Origin of the sequence: Lysinibacillus alkalisoli, assembly GCF_014643595.1 — a bacterium.
GTDB lineage: Bacteria > Bacillota > Bacilli > Bacillales_A > Planococcaceae > Metalysinibacillus > Metalysinibacillus alkalisoli.
In genome coordinates, this window is the sequence record NZ_BMJT01000004.1 from 176,552 (window position 1) to 192,355 (window position 15,804).

At 36.7% G+C, this 15,804-nt stretch carries 13 protein-coding genes; 12 read left to right on the forward strand and 1 reads right to left on the reverse strand.

What is annotated here, in order from left to right; all coding sequences use genetic code 11:
• Window positions 1-22: 22 nt before the first annotated feature.
• From IEW44_RS07250 to IEW44_RS07280, 7 genes are all read left to right on the forward strand, one after another.
• Entirely contained in the window at window positions 23-928 is a 906-nt protein-coding gene (locus tag IEW44_RS07250; RefSeq protein WP_188614380.1) for an ABC transporter permease, read from the forward strand.
• Window positions 929-945: 17 nt separating this feature from the next.
• A complete protein-coding gene (gene opp4A, locus IEW44_RS07255) occupies window positions 946-2,745 on the forward strand; it encodes an oligopeptide ABC transporter substrate-binding protein (protein WP_188614381.1) in 1,800 nt (599 codons plus the stop codon).
• Window positions 2,746-3,188: 443 nt separating this feature from the next.
• Window positions 3,189-4,847 carry a peptide ABC transporter substrate-binding protein gene (locus IEW44_RS07260; protein WP_188614382.1) on the forward strand — a complete coding sequence of 553 codons (1,659 nt, stop codon included), beginning with the start codon at window positions 3,189-3,191 and terminating at the stop codon, window positions 4,845-4,847.
• A gap of 115 nt (window positions 4,848-4,962) precedes the next feature.
• The gene (locus IEW44_RS07265; protein WP_188614383.1) at window positions 4,963-5,895 is read left to right on the forward strand and encodes an ABC transporter permease; all 933 of its coding nucleotides are present in this window, start codon (window positions 4,963-4,965) and stop codon (window positions 5,893-5,895) included.
• Window positions 5,892-6,812: an ABC transporter permease gene (locus IEW44_RS07270; RefSeq protein ID WP_188614384.1), complete on the forward strand. Its 921-nt coding sequence runs from the start codon at window positions 5,892-5,894 to the stop codon at window positions 6,810-6,812. Before IEW44_RS07265 ends, IEW44_RS07270 begins: the two co-directional genes overlap by 4 nt.
• A gap of 13 nt (window positions 6,813-6,825) precedes the next feature.
• Window positions 6,826-7,881 carry an ABC transporter ATP-binding protein gene (locus tag IEW44_RS07275; protein ID WP_188614385.1) on the forward strand — a complete coding sequence of 352 codons (1,056 nt, stop codon included), beginning with the start codon at window positions 6,826-6,828 and terminating at the stop codon, window positions 7,879-7,881.
• Window positions 7,874-8,791, forward strand: a complete 918-nt coding sequence (locus IEW44_RS07280) for an ABC transporter ATP-binding protein (protein WP_188614386.1) — start codon at window positions 7,874-7,876, stop codon at window positions 8,789-8,791. The genes IEW44_RS07275 and IEW44_RS07280 overlap by 8 nt, the downstream gene beginning before the upstream one ends.
• A gap of 70 nt (window positions 8,792-8,861) precedes the next feature.
• Here IEW44_RS07280 and IEW44_RS07285 read toward each other — a convergent pair whose 3' ends face one another.
• Complete coding sequence (locus tag IEW44_RS07285; protein ID WP_188614387.1) at window positions 8,862-10,505, reverse strand: Rqc2 family fibronectin-binding protein; 1,644 nt, start codon at window positions 10,503-10,505, stop codon at window positions 8,862-8,864.
• A gap of 151 nt (window positions 10,506-10,656) precedes the next feature.
• On the opposite strand from IEW44_RS07285, the gene IEW44_RS07290 reads away from it, so the two are divergent.
• The 5 genes from IEW44_RS07290 (at window position 10,657) to priA (ending at window position 15,793) form a co-directional block, all read left to right on the forward strand.
• The gene (locus IEW44_RS07290) at window positions 10,657-11,532 is read left to right on the forward strand and encodes a YicC/YloC family endoribonuclease (RefSeq protein ID WP_188614388.1); all 876 of its coding nucleotides are present in this window, start codon (window positions 10,657-10,659) and stop codon (window positions 11,530-11,532) included.
• A gap of 24 nt (window positions 11,533-11,556) precedes the next feature.
• Complete coding sequence (gene gmk, locus IEW44_RS07295) at window positions 11,557-12,174, forward strand: guanylate kinase (RefSeq protein ID WP_188614389.1); 618 nt, start codon at window positions 11,557-11,559, stop codon at window positions 12,172-12,174.
• A 4-nt stretch (window positions 12,175-12,178) separates the two neighbouring features.
• Complete coding sequence (gene rpoZ, locus IEW44_RS07300) at window positions 12,179-12,406, forward strand: DNA-directed RNA polymerase subunit omega (protein WP_188614390.1); 228 nt, start codon at window positions 12,179-12,181, stop codon at window positions 12,404-12,406.
• An 80-nt stretch (window positions 12,407-12,486) separates the two neighbouring features.
• On the forward strand, window positions 12,487-13,389 hold the full coding sequence (gene coaBC, locus IEW44_RS15890) for a bifunctional phosphopantothenoylcysteine decarboxylase/phosphopantothenate--cysteine ligase CoaBC (protein WP_229704186.1): 903 nt from the start codon (window positions 12,487-12,489) through the stop codon (window positions 13,387-13,389).
• Between the two features lie 4 nt (window positions 13,390-13,393).
• Window positions 13,394-15,793 carry a primosomal protein N' gene (priA, locus tag IEW44_RS07310; RefSeq protein WP_188614391.1) on the forward strand — a complete coding sequence of 800 codons (2,400 nt, stop codon included), beginning with the start codon at window positions 13,394-13,396 and terminating at the stop codon, window positions 15,791-15,793.
• Window positions 15,794-15,804: the final 11 nt, after the last annotated feature.

Sequence of the window (15,804 nt, forward strand, 5' to 3'; positions counted from 1 at the left end):
AATTGAGGAGAGGTGAATAAAGATGGAACAACAAGTTGAACAAACTGTAGTGGCAGAAAGTACACCACCTACAGGTTTTAAAGTTATATTACGAGAATTCAAGAAAGATAAGTTAGCAATGTTTTCTTTCGTGTTTATCACATTGTTAATTGTTGGTGTAATGATTACAGCCTTTTTCTTTGTCGATCAAGAAGCGGCAATGAAAATTAACTTATTAGAGCGTTATACAGAACCAGGAACAGCCGGTTATATTTTAGGGGCTGATGAAGCAGGTAGAGACATTTTAGTGCAATTAATTATTGGTGCTAAAAACTCATTATTAATTGCTATTTCTGTAACGGTTATCTCAGCAATTGTAGGGATTAGTTTAGGTATTGTAACAGGTTACTATGGTGGCTTTGTTGATAGTTTATTTATGCGTATTATTGACTTCTTTATGACAATTCCTACGCTGATGTTCATTATTGTTTTTGTTACTATGATTCCAAAATATACTACGATTCATTTAATCTTAATTATTAGTATATTTGCTTGGGTAGGTACAGCACGATTAGTGCGTAGTAAAGCATTATCAGAGTCGCGTCGTGACTATGTTAATGCATCTAAAACAATGGGTACAAGCGACTTTGCTATTATGTTTAAAGGGATCTTGCCAAACTTAAGTTCCATTATCATCGTGGATTTAACCTTGAGTTTTGCGGGTAATGTGGGGATAGAGACAGGCCTTTCTTTCTTAGGGTTTGGTCTACCACCTTCAGAGCCTAGTTTAGGTACTTTAGTGAGTTATGCTACAAACCCAATTGTATTAGCCGAGAAATGGTGGGTATGGTTACCCGCATCATTATTCATTTTATTAATGATGCTTGGTATAAATTATGTTGGTCAAGCACTTCGCCGTGCGGCTGACGCAAAACAAAGATTAGGGTAAACAAAGGAGGAAAAGTAATGAAGAAAAAAAGTTTAGCACTATTAACACTTTTACTTGCAGCATTATTTGCTCTTGCAGCATGTAGTGGTGACAAAGAAAAAGAGACAGATAAGGGCGATGGTAAAGATTCAGAAAAAGAGCAATCTACAGCTGAATTAGCACTTGAAGTAAACAATGAAGGTGAAGCTATTAAAGGTGGTACGTTACAAGTAGGTTTAGTTAATGATACACCATTCCAAGGGATTTTCTCATGGGAGTTATATGAAGATGGATATGATGCAGACATCATGGAATATATGACAAATAGCCTATTTGAAACAGATGGCGATTTTATGGCAACAGATGAGGGAATTGCCTCTCTTGAGGTTGATGCAGATAACAATAAGGCAACAATCAAAATCCGTGAGGGCGTAAAGTGGTCTGATGGTGAGCCGTTAAAAATAGAAGATGTAATCTATCCATATGAAATTATTGGTCATAAAGATTATACAGGTGTACGTTATGATGATGACTTCCGTAACATTGTAGGTGCTGAAGAGTACCATGATGGTAAAGCAGAAACAATTTCAGGTCTTAAAAAAATAGACGAGCAAACATTAGAAGTATCATTCAAAAAAGTATCACCAGCAGTATTTAGTGTAGGTGATGGTTTATGGGGCTATGCAGCACCAAAACATCAATTAGAAGAGATTCCTGTGAAAGATTTATTAGCATCAGATGCTGTGCGTAAAAATCCTGTAACATTAGGAGCATTCAAATTAGATAAGATTACACCAGGTGAATCTGTACAATTCGTTAAAAACGAACATTATTGGAAAGGTGAGCCTAAATTAGATAAAGTCATTGTTACGATTGTACCTTCTTCATCAGCTGCAACAGCAATGAAGTCTGGTAAGTATGACATTATTAAAAAATATCCAACAACACAGTATGATGGTATTAAAGATCTTAAAAATATTGATATTGTAGGTCGTCCAGAGCTTTCATATTCTTATTTAGCATTTAAATTAGGTAAATATGATAATGAAGCAAAAGAAAATGTTATGGACCCTAATGCAAAAATGAATGATAAAAAATTACGTCAAGCTTTAACTTATGCTATTGATATTGAATCAGTATCATCAAAATTCTATCAAGATTTACGTGAGCGTGGTAACTCATTAATTCCACCAGTATTTGCATCATTCTATGATGAGTCTTTAGAAGGCTATAAATATGATCCAGAAAAAGCTAATCAATTACTAGATGAAGCAGGTTATAAAGATACAGACGGTGATGGCATCCGTGAAGACAAAGATGGTAAAAAATTCTCTATCAAATTAGCTTCTATGGCTGGTTCTGATACAGATGAAGCAATTGTTGAATTCTATCGTCAAAACTGGAAAGATGTAGGTATTGATGTAGAGTTAACAACAGGACGTTTAATTGAATTCAACAGTTTCTACGATAAAGTACAAGCTGATGATCCTGAAATCGACATGTTTATGGCTGCTTGGGGTACAGGTACTAACCCATCGCCAAATGGTTTATTTGGTAAAGGTGCACAATTTAACTTTGCACGTTTTGTATCAGATGACTTAACAGCATTATTAAATGATATTGATTCGGATAAAGCAATGGATGCAGATTACCGTGCAGAAGCATTCAAAAAATGGCAAGAGTACATGAATGATGAAGCATTCTTAGTGCCAACTTACTTCCGTACAGAAATTTTCCCAATCAACAAACGAGTGAAAAATTATACGATTGATTATGTTTCAGGTTCAGATACTAACTTACATGAAATTGAGTTAACAGCTGAATCACCAATGAAATAATAGACAATAAGCGCCTTGGCTATATTTATAGTCAAGGCGCTTTTTTGTTACTTTAGCATAATAAAGTATGTGATCTAATATAATATTTTTTTATGAAAAAAATGTTAATCAAACGCTTACATCTGTTCTTCCTTATAAAACTAATATAAAAATTTTTTTCTCTTTATTTACAAAAATATAGTACATAGGTTAACACATATCATTTCAGGTGTTTAATAACTATTTGTTATTTTGAAATGTTTAAAGATTATTAAAACAATAAAAAGACTAAGGATAAAGAGTTCTGCGACTTTAAATCTATTCAGATAAATGATGCGGTAAACACAAAAAAAACGTATAAAGCAGAAAAAAGTAAAATATCTATTTTTAAATAGTGATTTATTTGGTATAGTAATACTAAGCTTTCAGAAAGCTTAGAAAATTTCGCAAGGGGGATCTATCATATGAAAAACAAAAAGTTTTTCTTGCTGGCATTAATAGCGGCTCTTTCGTTAGTGTTAGCGGCATGTGGCTTTGGCGGCGACAGCAAATCAGGCGACGATAATAAGTCGACTGATGACAGCAAAACAGACGATAGTGGTTCTAGTAAAAAAGAATTGAAGTTAGTTGTAGCATCAGAACCACCATCACTACATCCACAATTAGCAACAGATACAACATCAGGAGCAGTATTAAACGAGGTATTTGAAGGTTTAACACGTTTAGACTCAGATACAGTGCCACAGCCTGGTATGGCGGAAGAATGGGAAGAAAGTGAAGATGGTCTAACCTATACATTCCATTTGCGTGATGCTAAGTGGTCTAACGGTGACCCTGTAGTAGCAGAAGACTTTATTTATGCTTGGACATGGGGATTAGACCCAGAGAACATGTCAGAGTATGCTTCCATTTTATATCCAATTAAGGGGGCGCAAGCTTTTAATGAAGGTAAAGGTTCAGTAGAAGACTTAGGTTTAAAAGCAGAAGATGACAAAACATTAGTCGTAACATTAGAAAACCCAACACCTTATTTCTTACAATTAACAGCATTTAAAACAATGGCTCCATTAAACCAAAAAGCAGTAGAAGCTAATGAAGATTGGTATACAGATGCTGGTGATGACTATGTGACGAATGGTCCATTTAAATTAGCTTCTTGGAAACATAATGATTCAATCGTTTTAGAGAAAAATGAAGATTACTGGGACGCAGCTAATGTAGACCTTGAGAAAGTATCAATTGGTATGGTAGAGGAAGAATCTACAGCTGTAACCCAATTTAAAAAAGGTGAGATTGATTTCTTAGGTTCACCATTCCAAACAGTAGCGTTAGATTCTATTGATTCATTCAAATCTGAAGACAAATTGAATATTAGTGACCAAGCGGGTGTATATTGGTATAAATTAAACACAACAGATGAAGTAATGAAAAACAAAAATATTCGTAAAGCGTTAACTTTAGCAATTAACCGTCAAGAATTAATTAATAGTGTAACAAAAGGTGAACAAAAACCGGCTTTAGGTATGGTACCAGTGGCGATTGAAGGTTTTGAAGAAGACCGCGGTTACTATAAAGATAACGATATTGAAGAAGCAAAAAAAGCATTAGAGGCTGGCTTAAAAGAGCTAGGTATTGCTAAGGCAGAAGATTTAGAAATTAAAATTTCAATGAATACAAGTGAGGCTCATGCAGCAATTGCGCAATTTATTCAAGAAGGTTGGAATAAAGAGCTAGGTATTAAAACAACTTTAGATAACTCAGAATGGCAAGTATATTTAGAAAAATTAAATATGTTGGATTATCAAGTCGGACGTATGGGCTGGATTGCTGACTACAATGATGCTTATTCATTCTTAGAGATGTATACAACTGCAGATAACGGTAACAATGACACAGGTTGGGAGAATCCAGAGTATAAATCTTTAATGGAACAATCGATTAAAGAATTAGACGCTAACAAACGCTTAGATTTATTAAAACAAGCGGAAGCAATCGGTATGGAAGAGTTCCCAGTAGCGCCTATTTACTACTACACAAATCTTTATGTAGTAGGTGACCATGTTAAAAATATGGCACCTGATGTATTAGGTAACTTCCAACTGAAAAATGTTAAGTTGGATTAACTAATCTCAACAACCAATAGCTGCCTAAATAGCCGAAGTGTCGGTTGATAGGCAGCTTTTGTTTTGCTATTACGAGAGCAACATTTGTCTATGACAAATAAGAGGAGGCGTAGAAATGTTTAAATATATTTTAAAAAGATTAGGTTACATGCTTCTCGCGCTTTTCGTCATTGTTACGGTTACGTTTTTCTTAATGCGCTTAGCACCTGGTAGCCCATTTGCTAGCGAGCGTAATTTTCCTCCAGCTATTGAGGAAAAATTAAACGAAACGTATGGATTAAATAACCCTTGGTATATACAATATAAAGATTATTTAATCGATGCGGCTACATTTAATTTCGGAGAATCAATGAAGTATAAGGCGCGTTCAACTAATGACATGATTGCAGAAAGCTTTCCAGTGTCCTTAACCCTAGGTATCGAAGCCATGTTAATTGCGATTGGTATGGGGGTTTTACTGGGAGTGATATCGGCGCTCTATCATAATAAATTTCCGGACTATGCAGCGACAATCATTGCAGTGTTAGGTATCTCTGTACCGTCCTTTATTTTAGCTAGTGTTATGCAATATTTCTTAGCTTATAAATTAGATCTGTTCCCCACAGCAGGGTGGAATGGGTTTATTTATAGCATTTTGCCCGCATTTGCAATCGCACTTGCTCACATGGGTTTTATAGCAAAACTAACGCGTTCTAGCATGTTAGAACAATCCAATAGTGATTATGTGAAGATGGCGCGTGCGAAAGGGCTCGGTAAATGGAAGGTAGTGTTTAAACACTCTTTACGAAATGCACTTTTACCAGTTGTCACTTATTTAGGACCTTTAACAGCAGGTGTTGTAACGGGTAGTTTTATTGTAGAGCAAATTTTTGCAATACCTGGTTTAGGTAAACACTTTGTGCAAAGTATTACGAATCGTGATTACACTGTAATTATGGGCACTACGGTATTCTACTCTATTATTTTACTCTTTACCGTATTTATTGTAGATATTTTGTACAGTATAATCGATCCTCGTATTAAGCTGAAAGGGGAGAAAAAGTCATGACACAACAACCATTAGATCAAGATTTATTTAAAGTTGTAGGTGGGAGTGATAAAGATTCAGATGCTTTAGCAGCTAAATCGGTTTCCTTTTGGAAAGAAGTAAGTCTTCGTTTCTCTCAAAACAAACTCGCTTTAGGCGGTATATTTATATTAATTATTGTAGTATTAATGGCTTTAATCGTACCTGAGGTATCTCAATATAAATACAGCGACCAGTCTGGTGTATATAATGCACCACCAAGTGCACAATTTTGGTTTGGTACAGATGAGTTGGGCCGAGACATCTTTGTTCGTGTTTGGGCGGGAGCACGTATCTCACTGTTAATTGGTGTAGTGGCTGCATTAATTGATTTAATTATTGGTGTAGTATGGGGGAGTATTTCAGGTTTAGTGGGTGGACGTGTTGATAATATCATGATGCGTATTGCGGATGTATTAACAGCGGTTCCTTATTTATTAGTTGTAATCGTATTACTAGTTGTAATGGAACCAGGTATTATACCGATGATTATAGCTTTATCTATTACAGGATGGATTAACATGGCGCGTATCGTACGTGGTGAGGTATTATCTATTAAAAATCAAGAGTATGTATTAGCAGCTAGAACATTAGGAGCAAATACATGGCATCTGATTTTAAAGCATTTGGTACCTAACGCTCTAGGGGCTATTTTAGTAACGATGACTCTAACCATTCCACAAGCTATTTTTACAGAAGCATTTTTAAGTTACTTAGGTTTAGGTGTACCAGCGCCTCAAGCATCTTGGGGTACAATGGCTTCTGATGGTGCAAAGGCCATTGCGGATTATCCGTGGCGCTTATTCTTCCCAGCAATATTTATTTCACTTACAATATTTGCATTTAATGCAGTAGGCGATGGCTTGCGAGATGCATTAGATCCTAAATTACGTAAATAAGGAGGTGGCTGTTATGGCTAAAAAAGTAATTGAAGTAAAAGATTTGCACGTTCATTTTAAAACATTTAGTGGCACTGTGCAGGCAGTACGTGGTGTGAACTTTGAACTTTTTGAAGGTGAGACGTTAGCAATTGTAGGCGAATCTGGTTCTGGAAAGAGTGTAACAAGTAATGCTCTAATGAAATTAATTCCACAGCCACCAGGCATTTATGCAGCTGGTGAAATTTTATTAAATGGCACAGATTTGATTCCATTAACGGATAAAGAGATGTCAAAGATTAGAGGTAACGATATCTCTATGATTTTCCAAGATCCTATGACAAGTTTAAATCCTACTATGAAAGTAGGGAAACAAATTACAGAAGTAATTTTACAACATAAGACTATTAGTCGAAGCGAAGCAAAAATAAAAGCAATTGAATTATTAAATAAAGTGGGCATCCCGTTTCCTGAGAAGCGTTATAGTCAATATCCTCATGAATTTTCAGGCGGTATGAGGCAACGTGTTGTCATTGCTATTGCTTTAGCAGCAGACCCAAAGTTGTTGATTGCCGATGAACCAACTACAGCATTGGATGTAACAATACAAGCACAGATTTTAGAGTTAATGAAAGAGATTCAAGAAACATCAAAAACATCAATCATCTTTATTACACATGATTTAGGTGTAGTAGCAAATGTGGCAGATCGTGTTGCTGTTATGTATGCAGGACAGATTGTAGAGTATGGTACGGTTAATGATATCTTTTATAATCCAAAACATCCTTACACATGGGGATTATTAGGATCAATGCCAGATTTAGATAATGAAGCAGAAGAAAGACTATATACTATTCCGGGTACACCACCAGATCTTATTCATCCACCTAAAGGAGATGCGTTTGCAGCTCGTAACGAATTTGCGCTAGCAATTGATTATGAAATGGAGCCACCTATGTTTAAAGTAAGTGATACACATTATGCCAAAACATGGTTGTTACATGAACAATCACCAAATATTGAAATGCCTCATATTGTTAGAAAGCGCATTGATAGTTTTTTAGCGAAGGAGGCCATGCATCATGACTAAAAATAAAATTTTAGAAGTAAAAGCCTTGAAACAATATTTTCAAAGTGGTTCAACGACAATTAAAGCCGTAGATAATATTAGTTTTGATGTTTATGAAGGTGAAACTCTAGGGCTTGTAGGTGAATCTGGTTGTGGTAAGTCAACGACAGGGCGCTCCATCATTAATTTATACAATATTACAGCAGGCGAGATTATCTTTAAAGGTAAAAATGTGCATACAAATAAGTCAAAGAAAGAAAAACAACAGTTTAACCGTGAAATGCAAATGATCTTCCAAGACCCTTATGCGTCATTGAATCCAAGAATGACTGCGGGTGAAATTATTAGTGAAGGTTTTAAAATTCATGGTTTATATCGAAATAAACAAGAGCGACAAAAGAAAATTTATGAGTTATTACATGCGGTTGGACTGAATAGTGAACATGCTAACCGTTATGCTCATGAGTTTTCAGGTGGGCAACGTCAACGCTTAGGCATTGCAAGAGCACTTAGTTTAGACCCGAGCTTTATCATTGCGGATGAGCCAATATCTGCACTTGATGTATCCATACAAGCCCAAGTCGTCAATTTGCTAAAAGATTTACAAAAAGAACGAGGTTTAACGTATTTATTTATCGCGCATGATTTGTCTATGGTGAAGTATATTAGTGATCGCATAGCAGTAATGTACCGAGGTAAAATTTTAGAAATTGGTAAGGCAGATGATATTTATCATCATCCTGTTCATCCTTATACAAAGTCGTTATTATCAGCCATTCCTTTACCAGATCCACTGTCTGAGCAACGTCGTGTACGTATTCCTTATGAGCACCAAGAGATGCCAGAGAATGCTACATACTATGAAGTGGATGAAGAACATTTTGTTTATGGCACAGAACAAGTCGTAAACACTTGGATAAGTAGTCGGTAAAATAGCCTATTAAAAAGTGGTACAGCATTTCGCTGTACCACTTTTCTATATCAGCAAGTATATCCCTAAGTTATTGTTTCAAAGCAATCACTTTAGTTTCATCAGGTGTTACATATAAGGTTTTTTGTTCGAAATAAATAACAAAGCCAGGTTTTGCGCCACTAGGCTTTTTAACTTGTTTAATTAGAGTATAGTCAACAGGGATTGCAGATGATGCACGTGCCTTACTAAAATAACCTGCAAGCATAGCCGCTTCTTGTAGCGTTGTTTCATCAGGTGCATCACTATGAATGACTACGTGTGAACCAGGAATATCTTTAGTGTGTAACCAAGTATCTGACTTTTTAGCAATTTTAAATGTTAATGCATCATTTTGTTTATTATTCTTACCTACGGAGATTGGAATACCTGTAGAAGATATAAATTTTTCCGGTGTAGCTAATGTATTCTTTTTCTTCTTTTTTAAAATGCGACGTTTTAAATAGCCTTGCTCAGCTAATTCTTCACGAATTTCTTCAATATCAGTAGGAGAAGCTTGCTCCACTTGCTGCATCAACATTTCAAAATATTGAATGTCATCTTGTGTTTTATTTAATTGCGCTTGAATCATGATGAGTGCATTTTTTGCTTTATTATATTTTGTATAATACTGTTGCGCATTTTCAATAGGTGTTTTGCGTGCGCTCACAGGGATTGTTACCTCTTCATTTGTATAATAGTTTGTCACAGTTACTTCTGTAGCACCTTTTTGAAAAGCATAAATGTTAGCCATTAACAATTCACCATATAATTGATGCTCGTCAAGACGAGTAGCACGTTCATAGTCTTTCGTTAATTTTTTACTTTTTAAATGTAATTTACTAATTTCATTCTGCAACCAACGTTCTAAATCGCCAGCTTGTTGTTTGACACGGTCACGCTCAGCACGCGCATAGAAAACACGATCAAGTAAAGCACTATTATTGGGATAAGCTATAGGATTTTCAAACTGCGTTAATTTGTTGGGAGAGAAATAAATTTTTTGCCCTATTTCAACATAGGTGGGCTGTTCGCCACCCGTTGCAAAATGTGACACGTATTGCTCAAACTCGTTGCGTACAATTACTTCTTGCGCATGTAATTGGCTAAAACCAGCAAAATGTTGCGTAATTTCTTGTGCGGTTCTTACAGTATTAAAGAAGTCACCAGCTCCTAAGAAGGGATTTACTTTATTTTGCTGTGGAGGTGCAATATATGGCTGTCCAGGCATAATAGTACGATGGCGATTCATTAATGGTGATAAGTGCTTTAATGCATCAATAATGATATTAGTTGTTGGATCAACTAGTAAAAGATTACTATGACGTCCCATGATTTCGACGTATAATTGTCTAACAGTAGCATCGCCAATCTCATTAGTACTATGGATTTCAAATAACAAAATGCGGTCGCAGTCTACTTGCGTGATAGCATGTATAATGCCCCCTTCAATATGTTTGCGTAATAGTGTACAAAACATGGGTGGCTCTGAAGGATTTTCAATGGTATGTTCAGTCAAATGAACGCGTGCATAAGAAGGATGAATGGAAAATAACAATTTTACATTTTTGCCATTTGCTCTAATATGCATTACTATTTCTTGTGCGTTAGGTTGGTGTATTTTTGCAATACGTCCTGTGACGATTTGTTGTAACTCCGTCGTCATAGCGCGTGTAAATAAGCCATCAAAAGCCATAATAATTTCACTCTTTCGTTCGAATTTTTTTATGTTCTTGCCCTATTTTAACATGTTGTAGAGGCAATCCATACCCATACGCTAACATTTCGATTATAATCGGCTTATGTTATAATTAATGACAAATTGCGCATGAAGGATGTGACGTTCTTTGGTACGTAGCATGACAGGTTTTGGCAGAGGTGTCACAACAACAACAAATTTCCAATTAACTATAGAACTTCGTTCAGTTAATCATCGTTTTTTAGAAGTACATAGTCGCTTTCCTAAAGATTGGATGGAAGCTGAAATGTTAGCTAAGAAGACCATTTCACGAGCATTATCTCGTGGTAAAGTGGATGTGTCTATTCATTTCAAAGAACTAACTCAATCTGTACCAACCATTGAAGTAAATATGGATTTAGTTCAAGCCTATGAAAAAGCACGTCAACAAGTAGCAAAAATTGCACCGCTCCCTACACAATGGGATATGGCTGAATTACATGCTCTGGATCATGTCTTTATTCAACAGCAAGAAGAAGTCGCATTAACACAAGTGAATGAAGCTGTGTTGACGGCACTGCAGGAGGCGTTAGCTAACTTATTAACTATGCGTCAAGCAGAAGGGGAGCTATTAGCTAACGTATTAATGGAACAAAAACAACAACTCCAACAACAAATTGCATTGATTGAACAACAATCAGACCTTGCTGTGAGTAAATATCGTGAACGCCTACAAGAACGCCTAAGTATGTTAAGTTCAGATGATTATGTGGACGAGAGAGCCGTAGTGGAGGTTGCTATTTTTGCAGACCGAGTGGATATCTCTGAAGAGTTAGACCGATTACATAGTCATATTCATCAATTCGAAACGACATTACAATCAACAGAGGCCATTGGACGCAAACTGGATTTCATTATGCAAGAAATGCATCGCGAAATTAATACGATTGGCTCTAAAAATCAATCTACAGTTGTGTCAGTAGCGGTAGTACAAGCAAAAACAATACTTGAAAAAATGCGAGAGCAAGTACAAAATGTAGAATAGAATATAGGTAAGGAGAATGTCTAAATGAATAAACAACGTGGCCTACTGATTGTGTTATCAGGCCCTTCAGGTGTAGGTAAAGGTACAGTTCGTAAAGAGCTGTTTACACAACCCAATACAAATTATGAATATTCTATTTCAATGACAACGAGAGCACCTCGTGAGGGAGAGGTAGATGGTATTGATTACTTCTTTAAAACAAAAGAGGAGTTCGAAGGTTTAATTCATGCTGGTGGTTTGCTTGAACATGCTGAGTTTGTTGGGAATTATTACGGTACGCCTTTAGCCTATGTTAATGAAACCTTAGATGCGGGACGTGATGTCTTTTTAGAAATAGAAGTTCAAGGAGCAGCACAAATTCGTGCGAAAGCGCCTGATGCTTTATTTATTTTTTTAGCACCCCCTAGTTTGACAGCATTACAAAATCGTCTAGAAGGGCGTGGCACAGAGCCAGCAGATGTGATTGCTAAGCGTGTTGCAACTGCAAGTCAAGAACTAGAAATGATGAGTTTATATGATTATGTTGTTGAAAATGATGAAGTTCAACATGCATGTGATAAAATTAATGCTATTATAAAAGCAGAACATTGTCGACGAGAACGTGTAGAAAAACGTTATTTGTCCATGTTAAAAGGAGAATAAAAATATGTTATATCCATCAGTTGATAAGTTAAAAGCAAAAATCGATTCAAAATATTCCTTAGTAAGCCTTGCATCTAAACGTGCACGCCAAATGCAAGAGCACCAAAATACTGAGCAATTAGAGGCATATCGTTCATATAAATACGTTGGTAAAGCATTAGAGGAAGTAGTGGTCGGTGCTTTAACACCTAAAGCTCAAGATGCTTCAACGGTTTATGAGGATGAAATTTAAGTTTTCTGTTGTTAAAAGGAGTTGCCCCGTTTAGTGAGGCAACTCTTTTCTTATTACAAACTCAAAATAGGAGGGATACAATGAAAAATATTTTACTCTGTGTTTCAGGAGGAATTGCTGTTTATAAGGCAGTGGCTTTGACGAGTAAATTGACACAAGCAGGCTTTCAAGTAAAAGTACTTATGACAAAAAGCGCTCAACAATTTGTTCAGCCATTAAGTTTTCAAGTTATGTCAAAAAATGATGTGTTTTACGATACGTTTGATGAAAAAGACTCACAAGTTATTGCACATATCGATTTAGCCGACTGGGCAGACCTTGTAATTATAGCGCCTGCTACAGCTAACATTATAGGGAAGTTGGCGCATGGCTTAGCTGATGATATGGTGACAACGACATTACTGGCAACAACAGCACCTGTTTGGATTGCGCCTGCTATGAATGTTCATATGTATGACCATCCTGCTGTTTTACGTAATATTGAGCAATTATATCAAGATGGGTATCGCTTTATTGAACCATCAGAAGGTTATTTAGCTTGCGGCTATGTGGGTAAAGGAAGACTAGAAGAACCTGAGAAAATTACAGCACTGGCTCTCCAACACTTTAGAACAACAGCACATGAACAAGTGCTAGTTGTAGGTGGAGCGATGGGGACTATAGCGAACAATCAATTGACGGCTCCTGTTCACGCTGCCATGTTAGCAACAGAAGTAGCAAAGGCTTTTGCAAGTCGTCAAATTTACACAAGACTAATCACACATGAGCAACAACCTCGGAAGTACCGCTTCTTATTCACAGAGCAAATGATGATGGCTGACGATGTTACAAAGTATGTGAGAGAATGGCAACAACAGCATCCTAATGGCCTTGTGTTAACAGATGTTTTATTGCCTAAAGGTTATACATTAGAAGGTGTACATGCTTTCCATTCGCAAGAAGAAGCAGAACAAGTGCTTATAAATGAATTAAAGGGGTTGTGAACCGATGTATGCACAAGTCATTGTGGACGTGCCAACGTATCATGTAGACCGTCCGTTTGATTATAGAGTACCTGCTAAGTTTGCCTCTATTATTGAGCCTGGTATGCGTGTGCATGTGCCATTTGGTAGGCGACCTGTTTTAGGTTTTGTAGTAGGTTTATCATCTACAACCGAAGTCCCTCAAAAGAAATTAAAGCCCATTACAGCCTTACTAGATTTAGAACCGGTGATCACATCAGAGTTATTAGCTTTAGCCAAGTGGTTAAAGCATGAAACGATTTGTTTTGAGATTGATGCGCTACAAGTGATGCTCCCCTCAGCATTGCGTGCCAAATATGAGAAAATAATAGAGATAGTACCTGGCGCCATATTAGATGAGCGATTGCAATCGTATTTTGATGATAAAACACAAGTTAAGATAGAAGTATTTGAGCAAGCACATGTATTGGCTGAAGTGAAAAAAGCTATTCAACAACAACAAGTAAGGTTAAAAACCGTAATTAAACAACGAGGCACAGTGAAAGAGCAACGCTATGTGCAAATAGGTACACACACTGAGATTGAACAAGCGCTACAGCAAGTAAATAAAAGAGCAAAGAAGCAAATCCAACTTTTACATTGGGCAAAACAACATGCCGAGCAAGTATACTTACCACAAAAGGTGCTAGATGATAGTGCGACATCCCTCTCTGTACTGCAAGCTGTTGTTGCATTAGGTGGCTTACAATTTGTGCAAAAAGAAGTATTGCGTGACCCACATCAAAATTCTGTAGAACAGACGAGCAATCATACTTTGACAAGTGAACAGCAAATGGCCACCGATGCCATTCATGATGCATTAAAACAAAAAAAAGCAACCACGTTTTTATTGCAAGGTGTAACAGGAAGTGGAAAAACAGAAATTTACTTACAAACGATTGAACAAGCGTTACAGCAAGGGAAACAAGCGATTATGCTAGTACCCGAAATTTCGTTAACACCTCAAATGACAGAGCGTTTTAGAGGTAGGTTTGGCAATCAAGTAGCAGTGATGCATAGTGGGCTCTCTGTAGGTGAGAAGTTTGATGAATGGCGTAAGATTCAACGAGGGGAAGTGCAAGTAGTTGTAGGTGCTCGTTCAGCTGTTTTTGCTCCTTTTACCAATTTAGGTTTAATTATCTTAGATGAAGAGCATGAATCAACCTATAAACAAGAAGACACACCACGTTATCATGCAAGAGATGTTGCGATTTGGCGTAGCGAATATTATCAATGCCCTGTAGTATTAGGGAGTGCAACACCAGCTTTAGAGTCATATGCACGTGCAACTAAAGGGGTGTATACTTTATTACAGCTTACAAAAAGAGCGACCAATCAAGCGCTACCTGTTGTTGATGTAGTGGATATGCGTGAAGAGTTGAGACAAGGTAATCATTCCATGTTTTCTACAATTTTAATTGAAGCTATACGAGAGCGCTTAACAAAAAAAGAACAAATGGTTTTATTTTTAAATCGTAGAGGTTATTCCTCTTTTGTAATGTGTAGAGATTGTGGTACAGTTGTGCAATGCGTAAACTGTGATATTTCATTAACTTATCACCGTTCACAAGAGCATTTAAGATGTCACTATTGCGGACATGAACAAGCAGTGCCTACACAATGTCCAGCATGCGAGAGTGATCGTATTCGCTATTTTGGTACAGGGACACAAAAAGTAGAAGAAGAACTTTATCGTTTATTTCCAGAAGCACGCGTGTTAAGAATGGACGTTGACACTACGCGGAAAAAAGGCGCACATGAAAAGATTCTATCCGCATTTGGTCGGCAAGAAGCTGATATTTTATTAGGTACACAAATGATTGCTAAAGGTTTAGATTTTCCTAATATTACATTAGTAGGAGTATTGAGTGCAGATACAACTTTACATCTTGCTGATTTTCGGGCATCAGAAAAAACATTTCAGTTATTAACGCAAGTTAGTGGGCGAGCGGGGCGTCATGATAAAGAAGGACAAGTTATTATTCAGTCCTATACTCCTGAGCATTATGCTATTGACTTAGCTAAACAGCAACATTATGAAACATTTTATACCCAAGAAATGCAAATGCGTCGCTTGGCAGGCTATCCCCCGTACTTTTATATTGCACTCATACAAATCGCACATGAGGAGGTATGGCAAGCACAAGATTATGCCAATCATGTCGCAGATTATTTACGTCATCAATTGCCTCATGTACGTATTATAGGACCAGCTGCAGCACAAATAAGCCGTTTGCAAAATAGATATCGTTATCAATGTTTGATAAAATATAAAATTGAACCAAATTTGATTCCTGTATTACATCAACTCATTGCATTGTACCGCGCAGAGTGGCAAAAAAAAGGTGTTCATTTGACTGTGGATTTAGACCCGTCAATGATTTAGAAAAGAGGATA

Bases quoted from the DNA above. Each gene is read 5' to 3' on its own strand.
- IEW44_RS07280 (WP_188614386.1), top strand. From the start codon at position 7,874: ATGACTAAAAATAAAATTTTAGAAGTAAAAGCCTTGAAACAATATTTT.
- opp4A (WP_188614381.1), top strand. From the start codon at position 946: ATGAAGAAAAAAAGTTTAGCACTATTAACACTTTTACTTGCAGCATTA.
- IEW44_RS07250 (WP_188614380.1), top strand. From the start codon at position 23: ATGGAACAACAAGTTGAACAAACTGTAGTGGCAGAAAGTACACCACCT.
- IEW44_RS07275 (WP_188614385.1), top strand. From the start codon at position 6,826: ATGGCTAAAAAAGTAATTGAAGTAAAAGATTTGCACGTTCATTTTAAA.
- IEW44_RS07265 (WP_188614383.1), top strand. From the start codon at position 4,963: ATGTTTAAATATATTTTAAAAAGATTAGGTTACATGCTTCTCGCGCTT.
- coaBC (WP_229704186.1), top strand. From the start codon at position 12,487: ATGAAAAATATTTTACTCTGTGTTTCAGGAGGAATTGCTGTTTATAAG.
- IEW44_RS07260 (WP_188614382.1), top strand. From the start codon at position 3,189: ATGAAAAACAAAAAGTTTTTCTTGCTGGCATTAATAGCGGCTCTTTCG.
- IEW44_RS07285 (WP_188614387.1), bottom strand. From the start codon at position 10,505: ATGGCTTTTGATGGCTTATTTACACGCGCTATGACGACGGAGTTACAA.
- IEW44_RS07270 (WP_188614384.1), top strand. From the start codon at position 5,892: ATGACACAACAACCATTAGATCAAGATTTATTTAAAGTTGTAGGTGGG.
- rpoZ (WP_188614390.1), top strand. From the start codon at position 12,179: ATGTTATATCCATCAGTTGATAAGTTAAAAGCAAAAATCGATTCAAAA.
- gmk (WP_188614389.1), top strand. From the start codon at position 11,557: ATGAATAAACAACGTGGCCTACTGATTGTGTTATCAGGCCCTTCAGGT.
- priA (WP_188614391.1), top strand. From the start codon at position 13,394: ATGTATGCACAAGTCATTGTGGACGTGCCAACGTATCATGTAGACCGT.